Origin of the sequence: Castellaniella caeni NBRC 101664 (assembly GCF_001592225.1) — a bacterium.
Taxonomy (GTDB): Bacteria; Pseudomonadota; Gammaproteobacteria; order Burkholderiales; family Burkholderiaceae_B; genus Castellaniella; species Castellaniella caeni.
Genome location: NZ_BCWN01000037.1, coordinates 1 through 11,397 on the forward strand (window position 1 = coordinate 1; position 11,397 = coordinate 11,397).

At 64.3% G+C, this 11,397-nt stretch carries 10 protein-coding genes and 1 pseudogene; 2 read left to right on the top strand and 9 right to left on the bottom strand.

From position 1 onward, the window contains the following. Together CCA01S_RS15475 and serB are read left to right on the top strand one after the other, a co-directional pair. A partial coding sequence (locus CCA01S_RS15475; RefSeq protein WP_157076556.1) for a DUF4351 domain-containing protein occupies nt 1-210 on the top strand: 210 nt, incomplete at its 5' end. A gap of 257 nt (nt 211-467) precedes the next feature. Further along, on the top strand, nt 468-1,319 hold the full coding sequence (serB, locus tag CCA01S_RS14765) for a phosphoserine phosphatase SerB (protein WP_084386824.1): 852 nt from the start codon (nt 468-470) through the stop codon (nt 1,317-1,319). Here the strand turns inward: serB and CCA01S_RS14770 are convergent. The 9 genes and pseudogenes from CCA01S_RS14770 to CCA01S_RS14805 form a co-directional block, all read right to left on the bottom strand. Further along, a complete protein-coding gene (locus CCA01S_RS14770; protein ID WP_066459874.1) occupies nt 1,316-1,648 on the bottom strand; it encodes a type II toxin-antitoxin system HicB family antitoxin in 333 nt (110 codons plus the stop codon). The two genes, serB and CCA01S_RS14770, sit on opposite strands and share 4 nt — an antisense overlap. Further along, nucleotides 1,645-1,899 (bottom strand): type II toxin-antitoxin system HicA family toxin, encoded by a 255-nt coding sequence (locus CCA01S_RS15480; RefSeq protein ID WP_084386825.1) that lies wholly within the window; start codon nt 1,897-1,899, stop codon nt 1,645-1,647. The genes CCA01S_RS14770 and CCA01S_RS15480 overlap by 4 nt, the downstream gene beginning before the upstream one ends. A gap of 177 nt (nt 1,900-2,076) precedes the next feature. Further along, nucleotides 2,077-2,859 (bottom strand): Fe2+-dependent dioxygenase, encoded by a 783-nt coding sequence (locus CCA01S_RS14775; RefSeq protein ID WP_066459876.1) that lies wholly within the window; start codon nt 2,857-2,859, stop codon nt 2,077-2,079. A 424-nt stretch (nt 2,860-3,283) separates the two neighbouring features. Beyond that, nucleotides 3,284-3,880 (bottom strand): annotated as a pseudogene (locus tag CCA01S_RS16175) (tetratricopeptide repeat protein); the annotation flags it as partial. A 53-nt stretch (nt 3,881-3,933) separates the two neighbouring features. Beyond that, nucleotides 3,934-6,264: a TonB-dependent receptor gene (locus CCA01S_RS14785; protein ID WP_066459888.1), complete on the bottom strand. Its 2,331-nt coding sequence runs from the start codon at nt 6,262-6,264 to the stop codon at nt 3,934-3,936. A gap of 127 nt (nt 6,265-6,391) precedes the next feature. Next, complete coding sequence (locus CCA01S_RS14790; protein ID WP_066459880.1) at nt 6,392-6,799, bottom strand: DUF2442 domain-containing protein; 408 nt, start codon at nt 6,797-6,799, stop codon at nt 6,392-6,394. Then, nucleotides 6,786-7,034 (bottom strand): DUF4160 domain-containing protein, encoded by a 249-nt coding sequence (locus tag CCA01S_RS14795; RefSeq protein ID WP_066459881.1) that lies wholly within the window; start codon nt 7,032-7,034, stop codon nt 6,786-6,788. Before CCA01S_RS14795 ends, CCA01S_RS14790 begins: the two co-directional genes overlap by 14 nt. Nucleotides 7,035-7,157: 123 nt before the next feature. Continuing rightward, the gene (gene mfd, locus CCA01S_RS14800; RefSeq protein ID WP_066459883.1) at nt 7,158-10,625 is read right to left on the bottom strand and encodes a transcription-repair coupling factor; all 3,468 of its coding nucleotides are present in this window, start codon (nt 10,623-10,625) and stop codon (nt 7,158-7,160) included. A gap of 99 nt (nt 10,626-10,724) precedes the next feature. Next, nucleotides 10,725-11,360: a bifunctional 4-hydroxy-2-oxoglutarate aldolase/2-dehydro-3-deoxy-phosphogluconate aldolase gene (locus CCA01S_RS14805; RefSeq protein ID WP_066459885.1), complete on the bottom strand. Its 636-nt coding sequence runs from the start codon at nt 11,358-11,360 to the stop codon at nt 10,725-10,727. Nucleotides 11,361-11,397: the final 37 nt, after the last annotated feature.

Here is an 11,397-nt window from a genome sequence, read left to right on the forward strand (position 1 = left end):
AAGGGCCGGGCCAAGGGCCAAGCCGAAGGCCGAATCGAAGGCCGAGTCGAAGGTCAAGCCGAGCTGCTCTTGCTTCAAATTGAGCGCCGCTTTGGCCCGGTGGCTGGCGATGTCACCCAACGCGTTCGTTGCGCCCAGGCAAAAGACCTGGAAACTTGGTCATTGAACTTTGTGGATGCTGCAACTCTGGACGATGTGTTCGGAGATTGAAAATTCAGCCAGTTGCGGCGGCCATTTTTTAGTTCAGCAGCACCCGCGAAATGCAGCGACCAAGCTTCCGATGGCGAGGCCTTTGTTTTCTGAATATGCTGTGTGACGACTGTGCCCCCATTTCACCAGGTCAGGTGCTGCACATGGACGAAACGAGCCAGTCACGTTTCGTGCCTGTCCTGTTGCAACCTGCTCAGATCGTATGGAGATCGTGTTGCCGGGTAAAATAGCCGCGCCTTGTTGTGGAGACTGGATTCGTGGCACATATCATTTTGCAGGCGCCGCGCCTGATGGCGGCGGACATCGAGCGGCTGGCGGCGGTGGCGTGTGCCGACGGCGTACAAGAGATGACGCCGACGGCGTACCGCCTGCTGAATGTGGATGCCGATGCCCGCGACGAGGTCATGTCCATGGCCCAGGCCGCGCGTATCGATGCGGCCTGGCTGGATACCGTGCATCGCCTGGCCGATTGCAAGGTGCTGGCCATGGATATGGATTCCACCCTGGTCAATATCGAATGCATCGACGAGATTGCCGATGCGGTGGGGCGCAAGGCCGAAGTGGCTGCCATCACCGAAGCCAGCATGCGCGGCGAAATCAAGGATTTTACCGAGAGCCTCACCCGCCGGGTGGCGCTGCTCAAGGGCGTGCCGGAATCCGCGCTGGACGCCGTGTTTACCCAGCGCCTGCGCTTGAATCCCGGCGCTGAAAAGCTCATCGAGGGCGCCCAGTCGCACGGTCTGAAGACCATCCTGGTGTCAGGTGGCTTTACCTTCTTTACCGAGCGCCTGCGTCGTGGCCTGATGCTGGACGAGGCCCACGCCAACACACTGGAAATCGTCGATGGTGTGCTGACGGGCCGCGTGCTGGGCGATATCGTGGACGGCGCCGCCAAGGCGCGCCACGTGCAGGCCCTGGCGCAGTCGCTGGGTGCCACGTCCGAGCAGATCATCGTCCTGGGCGATGGTTCGAACGACCTGCGGATGATGGCGCTGGCGCATTATTCCGTGGCCTACCGCGCCAAGCCTGTGGTGCGCGCCCAGGCGCACTTCGCGCTGGACGTCAGCCCCCTGGACGCCGTGCTCAACTGGTTTCGTCGGCAGCACTAGGCCAGCGCGTCTTGCACGACCTTGGATATCCACTGGTTCAGGCTGGCGCCGGACGCCGCCGCGGCCAGCGTGGCCGCTTCGTGGGTGTCGGGAGGGATTCTCAGGATGAATTTGCCTGAAAAATGCTTGTGGGGTTCTGTGCCGTGCCTGGCGCATTCTTCGAGAAAGATGTCCAGCGATATTTTGCCCTCGCGGTGCAGCCCTTCGATGTCCGTTGCATAGAAATCGGCGCCCCCGTTCAGGCCCACGAATTCGCCCCTGAACATCTCGGTATCCGGGTCGTAGCTGATGACGGCGGGGTGCTTGGCAATGATCATGATGTTTTTCATGGGTGGACTCCGTTTTCTTCCAACCATCTGCGCAACGAAGTGATGGCTCCTTTGTCCAGGTTGGGTGAAGGATGGGGCCGGTGCATGACTTTGACCTGCTCAAAGAGGAAGATAGCCACCCGTGAACCTTCTCGCTCGGTGATTTGCGCACCCAGGTCGAGCAGAAGTGCCGATACGTCTGACCAGCGAATCCCGGATGCCGCAGGCCTGGCAAAGATCTGCGTCAATGTTCTGTGGTGCTTGGCTTTCATTTTTATGATACTCACAAATGGTACTAATTGAAAGCAGCACGCCTTTCAGCCAAGCAAAATTGGGCGATGGTAAGCAGCGGAAAGGGCATGCTGAATGGGCAGCATGCCCGGTTTCTCATGGTATTTGGTGTCTGGTGAGGTAGAAATGTCTACCTGCGCGAGTGCTGCGTCAGCGCCTCAAGGTTCGGCCCAGAGTCGTAGCAGGTTGTGATAGACGCCGGTCAGCTGGCTGATGATGGCGGGGTCGCCGCCCGCTTGCGCCAGGCGCTGGATGGCCACGTCTTGCTGTAGCAGCAGGCTGCGGTGGGTATCGTCGCGCACCAGGCTTTGCGTCCAGAAAAACGATCCGTAGCGCACTCCCTGGGTGACGGGGGTGACGCGATGCAGGCTGGTGCCGGGGTAGACCACCGCGTGCCCGGCGGGCAGCTTCACGCGCTGCTCGCCGTAGGTGTCCTGGATGACCAGCTCACCCCCCTCGTATTCATCGGGGTCGCTGAAGAACACCGTGGTGGAAATATCGCTGCGCAGCAACCCGGAGGCCGGGGCCGAAAGGCCACCCTCGGGCGATGACTGTTGACGATCGGGCAAATTGGTGACGTTGGTTCCGGCGGCGCGTTGGCCTTGGTGCGGGGGCACGCCGTGTCGCGGCACCTGGAAGATGGCGTTGTCGATATGAAAGCCGTAGTGCTCGCCGCCTTCGTAGCGGTTGAAGCGCGGCGGCAAAATATGCGCGGGCAGGGCTGCCGATTGAAAAACGGGATGCTGGCGCAGGGCCGTGGTGATCAGCGCGCCGATCTGTCGGCCGGTGGGGGCGTCCAGCGCCAGTTGCCGATTGGCCTTCACGTGCCGGGCCACGTGGCCTGCCGTCAGGCGTCCGTCCGTCCAGTCGGCGGCTTCCAGTTTCTGGCGGCAGTGCCGCACTTGGTCGGGGGTCAGCAGGTCGGGAATCGTGATCAGCATGGCGGTATGGGTGGGCGAGGTTGAGAGGCGGCGCGTGGGACGATCGTGCCAAGGCTGCCTATGTGCCGTGCGGGCGGCTGGCCAGCGCGGCGCCAGGGGCGGGGGTGCCAGGGTGCCGTTCGTAGCGCGCGATGAGCGCGCGCAGCGGTGCCGACCCCGCTTTCGCGACAGCATCCATGGCGGGCAGCTGCGTGTGCAGCCAGGCGGCCGCTTTGCGCATGAAGGCCGGGGTGGCGCTGTCGGGCACCTTGTCCAGCCAGAACAAGGCGCGTTCGACGGACGCTTGCGTCGGCCTGTGCGCCGACTCGTGTACTGGCGCGTTTGGCTGCTTGTGTTCGGGCGCAAGCGCGGGCGCCGGCGCCCGCGCCGGGTCGTGGGCTGATCCGCGCGCGCCTGCCGAGGTGTCGCCAAAGGCCTGCGTCAGCAGCAGGCGGGCACTGTTGAATTGCCCCCGGAAGTCGCCGCCGTGGGCCGCCTGAAGATACCAGTCCAGGGCGAGGGTCGTGTCTTGCGCGACGACCCAGCCGTCTTCGTAAAAGCTGCCGATCATGTTCATCGACTTGGCGTGGCCCAGCGCCGCCGCCTTGCGAAACCAGTCGAGCGCGGCGGGGCGGTCGATGGCGATGCCTTGCCCCAGCGACAGGGCGGTGGCGTAGTTGTACATGCCCCAGTCCAGGCCCGCCTGGGCTGCCAGGCGAAACCAGTAGGCGGCCATGAACGGGTTTCGCGCCACGCCCCAGCCGTGGGCGTGGCATTGCCCCAGCATGTTCAGGGCCATGGCGTCACCCTTGCGGCTGGCGTGCTCGAACCATTGCACGGCCTGAGCCGGATCGCAGGCCACGCCGTGGCCGTCCAGCAACCACTGGCCATAGACCAGCTGCGCCTGGACGACGCCGCCCTCAGCCGCGGCCCGCAGCGTGGCCGCCGCCTGTTCGGACGGGCCGGCCAGGATGTGCTGTAACTCGGTGGCCAGTTGCTCTGGGGCAGTCTGGTTGATGGTGTGGCTGTCCAGCGCAGCCATCATCGGAGGCTGGCCTGCCGCTGGTGGCTGCGCGCAAGAGGCAGCGTCGTTCATCAGAAGTGCAGGTTCAGCGTGGCGACTGCCGAACGTCCCGGGGCGATGGCCGCGTAGTGCGTGGAGTACGCCTGGGTGTAGTAGGTCTTGTTGAACAGATTGTTCACGTTGACCTGTACGTCCACCGTCTTGTTGAACTTGTAGCCAGCCATGGCATCGAAGCGCCAGTAGGACGGGATGCTGGTCGTGTTGGCGGTGTTGCCGTACTGCTTGTCCACGAAGTAGGCACCCACGCCAGCGCTCAGGTTGGGCGTGAAGGCATAGGTGTTCCACAGGCTGAAGCTGTGCTTCGGCGTGTTGGGGAAGTCGTTGCCTTCGTCTTCGGCGCTGCTGCGGCCGTTGCTGATGTAGTTGCCGTTCTCGTCGATGCGGCTCTTCAGGTAGGTGTAGCCGCCGTAGACCTGCCATTTGGGTGTGACGTTACCCGAGAAGCCCAGCTCCAAGCCATCCACATGTTTTTTGCCCGCCATCGCATAGTCACCGTCCGCCTGCGTAATGCGGGCGTTGGTGGTTTCAACGCGGAAGATGGCAGCGGTCAGGCCCAGGCGTCCATCCAGGAAATCCCACTTGGTGCCCAGTTCCATGGTGCGGTTCTTTTCCGGGGCCATGTCGTCGGCGTTGGGGCCGACATTGTTGCGTCCCGGTGTCAGACCCTGGGTTTCAGCGCCTTCACTCAGCGTAGCGCCGGCGGGGGTTGATGAGGTGCCATAAGACACATAGATGCTGCCATTGGATGCGGGCTTGTAGACCAGACCCAACTGATAGTTGAAGAGCGTGTCGTGACGCTCGACGCGGGCACTTTGTGTTTTGAGGGTGGTATCCCAAGGATCCATGCGCGTGTTGTAATCGTCTACGCGCAGGCCCAGGGTGGTTTGCCAGCGATCGCTGAGGTCGATAGTGTCGAAGCCATAGATCGATTTGGTCAGGGTGCGCGAGTACGTAATCTGGCCGTTGGGGCCGCCATTGCCTATATAGGGAGAGGGGTCGTTGGGTGTCGGGTTGTAGAGGCTGGTGCAGAAATACCCACCTGCAGCGCCTGCACCGTTCGGGCAGCTTGTGTTGCTGCTGCCGCCCAGGTTCAGCCCCCCCTTGCGCCCGTCTTCGACCGACAGTTCGATGCCTGTCAGGAATTTATGCTTCAACTGCCCGGTCTGAAACTCGCCTTGCAGATCGGTCTGGTTGGCCCAGGTGCTGACCCGGCTGTCGCGGCTCTTGGGACTGCGGTAGACCAAGCCTTTAAGCACATTACCTTTGCTGTCGTCAGGGTTCGTCCAGACGTAGCGCTGCGTGCCCCGCGTATAGCGGGTCTGGTTGCGCAAAGTGAGGGTATCCGTGAAGTCGTGCTCGACCTTCAGGGTGCCCATGTCGTTGCGTGTGCGGCGGTAGTCGCTGGACAGCCCGTAGAAGTTGTCGCGGTCTACGTCGGCGGGGCCGGTCTCGGTTCGGTTGGGGTCGTAACCGGCCTTGCTTTTATCGCCAATCCAGCCGCTCGGATACGCATACGGAATCCCGCTATCCGGCGTATCGTCCGATTCCATGTGGAAATAGCTCAGCGTCACGCGCGTGGGTGTGCCCAGGCCAAAGGAGATCGTCGGTGCCACGCCCCAGCGCTTGTAGTCGATGGTGTCGCGCCCGTCCACGTCCTGGCTGTGGTTCATGGCGTTCAGGCGGAAGGCGGTGGTGTCACCCAGCTGCCAGTTGCTGTCCACCGTCTGGCGGAAGTAGTTGGCCGTGCCAAAGCCGGCCGATACGTCGGTGAAGTCGCGCAGCTTGGCGGTCTTGCTGATGAGGTCGATGCTGCCGCCCGCGCCGCCACGGCCCGCGTAGGCGCCGTCGGCACCCTTGATGACTTCAACCTGTTCCAGGTTGAAGACTTCGCGCGAAGTAGACCCGATGTCGCGCATGCCGTCGATGAAGGTGCTGGATTGCGCGTCGTAGCCGCGGATGAAGGGGCGGTCGCCCAGGGGATTGCCGCCTTCGCCCGCGCCAAAGCTGATGCCCGGCGAGTTGCGCAGCACGTCGGTGAGCGTGGTGGCGGCCTGGCTCTGGATCAGTTCTTTCGGGATGACCTGTACGGACTTGGCTGTGTCCAGGAGCGGCGCGGTGAATTTGTCGGAGGCCGATTCCTTGACCAGGAAGGGGGCGGGGTTTTCACCCTGAACCTTGATCGGGCTGAGCTGGGCCGGGTCGGTGTTCTGTGCTTGTGCTGCCTGGGGCAGCAGGAGCAGCCCGGGGCTGGCCAGCACGGTGGCCAAGCCGCCCGCCAGCTTGCCCGTTCTTGGTTCTAGAGTGTCTTCCACACGAATTCTCCCTGTGTTGATAAAGATCATGAAAATCATTCTCAATTAAGGAGTGAATTCTAAACAAGAATTGTTTGCAATTCAAATGATGGAGAAATTGTGCAGATTGCATCCACCTTCATAGGGGATCAGGCGGGCGCGCCGAGTGGTATCGGCGTCATCCGGCGTCCGGTTTTTTACGCGGCCGCCCGCCTTTGCGGCCATTGAGGCGGGCGGCCTGCGTTTTGGCGTTGGAACGGGCGCTGCCCCCCGCCTTGCCCATCAGGCTGGCCATCCAGCGGCGTGTGCCGAACAGGCCCTGGATAAGCGACGGGATGTAGAGATCGACGTCCAGATCGGGCCAGTACAGGCCGGTGCCCGTGGGGCTGACTTCGATGCGGTTCAGGGACGCGGGCGGCGCGTCCGCCAAGCCTTGCAGCAGGCGAACGGGGATGGTGAGCACGATGCCGTGGCGCAACGTAATGGCAATGTGCTGTGAGGCCGGTTCGTAGCGTGCGGATTCGGCATAGCCGGTTTCGGGGATGGGTTCGTCGTGCGGGCCTACGGGGGTGTCAGGTGTCGTCATGGATCAGTCTCCAGTGCCAGCACAGCAAGTGGGTGTGCGCCTCAAGCCGCTTGCGAACCAGCAACAGCGTGTGGTGCGCCATCCCGACCACCTTGATGGGCTCTGGCGGGCCATCAGGGCAGTTAAGCCAGAAGATTGCTTCAGACCCAGCGCCAATGACGTGAACATGGGGCGGGCGATGGTCATTGGTGTAAATGACGACCCGGTAGCCCTGAAATCTGAAGATCGTGCCCATAATAATACTCCTAAACCCAAGCGCTTTGGAATTTGCTCATTGAATTTGTTTGAGCTTGTTCGACAGCATGCGGGTTGTGGGGGGCGTGCGGCGCGTGATCGTGACGTTTTCAGCCGTGCGGGCCTACGCGCTGCTGGCGCCCAGGCGTTGCAGCAGGCCGCGCAGCTTTTGCACGCGGCCCGGTACATCCACGGCGCCGCCGAAGCTGATTTTCAGCTTGTCCGAGCCGTTGAGCCGCACCTGGCGGTCTTGTTGCACGAGCTCGATGACGCGCAATGGCTCGACCTTGGGTTGGGCCGAGAACTGAATGGCAGCCTGGGATTCGCCCGCGTCGATCTTGATGACGTCCAGCGATTCGGCCAGCAGGCGCAGGCGGTGCAGGGACAGCAGCGTCTGCCCGGCTTCGGGCAGCGTGCCGTAGCGATCGATGAGTTCTTCCTGGATCAGGGTGAGTGTCTCGGTGTCGCTGGCGTGCGACAGCTGTTTGTAGAAACCCAGGCGCGCCTGCACGTCGGCGCAGTAGTCCGATGGCAGCAGGGCGGGGGCGTGCAGGTTGACCTCGCACTGCGTACCAAAGGGGCTGTCCAGATCGGGCTCTTCGCCGGACTTCAGTGCCCGCACCGCCGCGGCCAGCATGTCGTTGTACAGGCTGTAGCCGATTTCCTGGATGTTGCCCGACTGCGATTCGCCCAGCACTTCGCCGCTGCCGCGGATTTCCAGATCGTGCATGGCCAGGAAAAAGCCTGCGCCCAGCTCTTCCATCGACTGGATGGCTTCGAGGCGCTTCTTGGCGTTGGCTGTGATGGCGTCCTCGCCCGGGGTGAGCAGGTAGGCGTAGGCCTGGTGGTGCGAGCGTCCCACCCGGCCGCGCAGCTGGTGCAGCTGCGCCAGGCCCAGCTTGTCGGCGCGGTGGATGATGATGGTGTTGGCCGAAGGGATGTCGATGCCGGTCTCGATGATGGTGGTGCACAGCAGCACGTTGCTGCGTTGCTGGTAGAAGCTCTTCATCACGTCTTCCAGCTCGCGCTCGCCCATCTGGCCGTGGGCCACGGCGATGCGCGCCTCGGGCACCAGTTCTTCCAGCCGCGCGCGGCGATTGTGGATGGTTTCGACCTCGTTGTGCAGGAAATACACCTGCCCGCCGCGCTTGAGTTCGCGCAGGATGGCTTCGCGGATGGTGCTGCCGTCTTCGCGGCGTACGAAAGTCTTGATGGCCAGGCGCTTTTGCGGCGCCGTGGCGATGACGGAAAAATCGCGGATGCCTTCGAGCGACATGCCCAGGGTGCGCGGGATGGGGGTGGCGGTGAGCGTGAGCACGTCCACCTCGGCGCGCAGCGCCTTCAGGGCCTCTTTCTGGCGCACGCCAAAGCGGTGCTCTTCGTCGATGATGACCAGGCCCAGCTGCTTGTAGCGTATCTCTTTGGACAAAATCTTGTGCGTGCCGATGACGATGTCCACCGAACCATCGGCCAGGCCGGCGATGGCCTTGGCGGTTTCTTTGCCGGTGCGAAAGCGGGACAGCTCGGCAATGCGCACGGGCCAGTCGGCAAAGCGGTTGGCGAAGTTCTGCGCGTGCTGCTCGGCCAGCAGGGTGGTGGGGCACAGCAGCGCCACCTGGCGGCCGTTCATCACCGCCAGAAATGCCGCGCGCAGGGCGACCTCGGTCTTGCCGAAGCCCACGTCGCCGCACACCAGGCGATCCATCGGGCGCCCCGAGGTCATGTCCTGGATGACGGCGGTGATGGCGGCGGCCTGGTCGGGCGTTTCCTCGAAGCCAAAGCCTTCGGCAAAGGCCTGGTAGTCGCGCGTGGGAAACTGGAAGCGCAGGCCGTCGCGCGCGGCCCGCTTGGCGTACAGCGCCAGCAGTTCGGCGGCCGTGTCGCGCGCCTGCTTGGCGGCCTTGCGCCGCGCCTTTTCCCACTGGCCCGAGCCCAACGGGTGCAGCGGGGCCTGGTCGGGGTCGGCGCCACTGTAGCGGGCAATCAGGTGCAGTTGCGACACGGGCACGTAGAGCGTGGCCTCGCGCGCGTACTCCAGGTGCAGCAGCTCGATGGGGCCGTCGCCCAAGTCCATGCTCACCAGGCCCCGGTAGCGGCCAATGCCGTGCTGCACGTGCACCACCGGGTCGCCCACGTGCAGCTCGGCCAGGTCGCGCACCATGGCGTCGATGTTGCTGTGCTGCTCGAAGCGTCGGCGGCGGCTGCGCGGCGAGCGCGTGGCCTGGGCCGGGTAGAGGTCGTTTTCCGTGAGTACGGCCAGGCCCGCCGGGGGCATGAGAAAGCCGCCCGTGAGCGGCGCCACGATGAGCGCCAGGCGCGCCTGGCTGTCCAGGTAATCCTGCCAGGTATCGAAGCTGGCGTCGGGGGTCAGCCGGTAATCGGCCAGCAGCTCGGTGATGGTTTCCCGGCGGCCCGCCGAATCGACGCAGATGGCTGTGCGCAGCGGGCTGCTTTCCAGGTGGCGGCGCAGGCCCGCCAGCGGGTCTTCGGCGCGTCGGTTGACGGCCACGTCCGGGCAGGCGGCAAAGTCGGGGTGGGCGGCGTCGTGCACCAGGGCCAGGCGCGCCAGCGCGCGCAGGCGGCCGTGAAACGCCTCGTCGTCCAGAAACAGCATGTCCAGCGGCAGCACCGGGCGCTCGGGGTCGGCCTTGAGAAACTGCCAGCGGTTGTGCGCGTCTTGCGTAAACCGCGTGATGGCCGTCGAGACGTCGCCCAGGGTGATGGCGATGGTGTCGGCGGGCAGGTAATCGAACAGGGTGGCCGTCTGCTCGAAGAACAGCGGCAGGTAGTATTCGATGCCGGCGAAGGCGATGCCATTGCCGATGTCTTTATAGGGCAGGGCCTTGGATGGGTCGCCTTCGAAGATTTCACGAAAGCGCGCGCGAAAGTGGTTGCGCGCGGCTTCGTCCATGGGAAACTCGCGCCCCGGCAGCAGTTCGATTTCGCGCACTGGATACAGACTGCGCTGGGTGTCGATGTCGAAACTGCGGATGGATTCGATCTCGCGGTCGAAGAGATCGATGCGGTAAGGCAGCGCCGAGCCCATGGGGAACAGGTCGATGAGCCCGCCACGGATGCAGAATTCGCCTGGCGCGCTGACTTGCGTGACGTGGCTGTAGTTGGCCAGCGTCAGCTGCGCGCGCAGCCGCTCTTCATCCAGCGTGTCGCCTTGGTGGAACTCGAAGGTGTAGGCCGCCAGGAATCCGGGCGGCGCCAGGCGCACCAGCGCGGTGGTCACCGGCACGACGAGGATGTCCACCGTGCCCTGGCCCAGGGCGTGCAGCGTGCGCAGGCGTTCGGAAATCAGATCCTGGTGCGGTGAAAAGCTGTCGTAGGGCAGGGTTTCCCAGTCGGGCAGAAAGCGCACCCTCAGGTCGGGGGCGAACAACGCGATTTCTTCGGCCAGCCGCTGGGCGGCCAAGGGGTCGGCGCAGAAGGCCGCCACCGGGTGCCCCGCCTGCGCCACCAGGCCCGCCAGCAGCAGCGCGTCGCCCGAACCGGGCGGGCGCGGCTGGGTATAGCGCTGGCCGGGTTTCAGGGCGGCCAGGGTGGCTGGTAGCGAGGGAATGGATAGAACGGGGGATGATGCCATGAGGGGGTATTGGGGCGTGCTGCGCGCACAAGGCGGAGAAACGGACAGTATAAAGGGCGGCGGCCCCCGCACCCGCCTGCCTGGTTGGTGTGAACCTGGCTAGTTTTGGGGGCACGTTGCCAGAGTACGGGCCTGGCGGGCCAGCTGGGTGATGGCATCCCAGTCGTGGTTGATCACCGCCGGGGCCGGTGTCAGCCAGGAGCCTCCCACGCAGCCGACGTTGGGCAGGGCCAGGTAGCCGTCGGCATTGCGGGCATGAATCCCGCCCGTCGGGCAGAACCTCAGGTCGGGCAAGGGGCCGTGCCAGGCTTTGAGCAGCGCCACGCCACCGATGGCCTCGGCAGGAAACAGCTTCTGGGCGGTAAAGCCCCATTCGGCGGCTTGCATGGCCTCGGACGTCGTAGAGACACCGGGCAGGAAGGGGATGTCGGCCGATCGGGCTGCGCGAGCCAGCGCGGGCGTCAGTCCCGGGCTGACGCCAAAGCGCGCCCCGGCCCGCAGCACGTCGTCCAGTTGTTGGGGGGTGCGGATTGTGCCTGCGCCAACCAAGGCGTCTGGCACCTGGTCTCTGATGGCGCGGATGGCATCCAGTGCTGCTGGCGAGCGCAAGGTGACCTCTATGGAGAGGATGCCGCCGGCCACCAGGGCGCGGGCCAAGCCTACGGCGGATGCCGTGTCCTGAATGACGATCACCGGCATGACCGGGCTGTGGGCAAGGAGATCTTGAGCGTTCATGTGTGAGATGGTGGAAGCGTCTGGGGGGGGGGGGGGG

What these genes read in the sequence shown, in the direction of transcription:
- CCA01S_RS14770 (WP_066459874.1), bottom strand. Translation starts at nt 1,648, where the DNA reads ATGAAAAACATCATGATCATTGCCAAGCACCCCGCCGTCATCAGCTAC.
- CCA01S_RS15480 (WP_084386825.1), bottom strand. Translation starts at nt 1,899, where the DNA reads ATGAAAGCCAAGCACCACAGAACATTGACGCAGATCTTTGCCAGGCCT.
- CCA01S_RS14775 (WP_066459876.1), bottom strand. Translation starts at nt 2,859, where the DNA reads ATGCTGATCACGATTCCCGACCTGCTGACCCCCGACCAAGTGCGGCAC.
- CCA01S_RS14785 (WP_066459888.1), bottom strand. Translation starts at nt 6,264, where the DNA reads ATGATCTTTATCAACACAGGGAGAATTCGTGTGGAAGACACTCTAGAA.
- CCA01S_RS14790 (WP_066459880.1), bottom strand. Translation starts at nt 6,799, where the DNA reads ATGACGACACCTGACACCCCCGTAGGCCCGCACGACGAACCCATCCCC.
- CCA01S_RS14795 (WP_066459881.1), bottom strand. Translation starts at nt 7,034, where the DNA reads ATGGGCACGATCTTCAGATTTCAGGGCTACCGGGTCGTCATTTACACC.
- mfd (WP_066459883.1), bottom strand. Translation starts at nt 10,625, where the DNA reads ATGGCATCATCCCCCGTTCTATCCATTCCCTCGCTACCAGCCACCCTG.
- CCA01S_RS14805 (WP_066459885.1), bottom strand. Translation starts at nt 11,360, where the DNA reads ATGAACGCTCAAGATCTCCTTGCCCACAGCCCGGTCATGCCGGTGATC.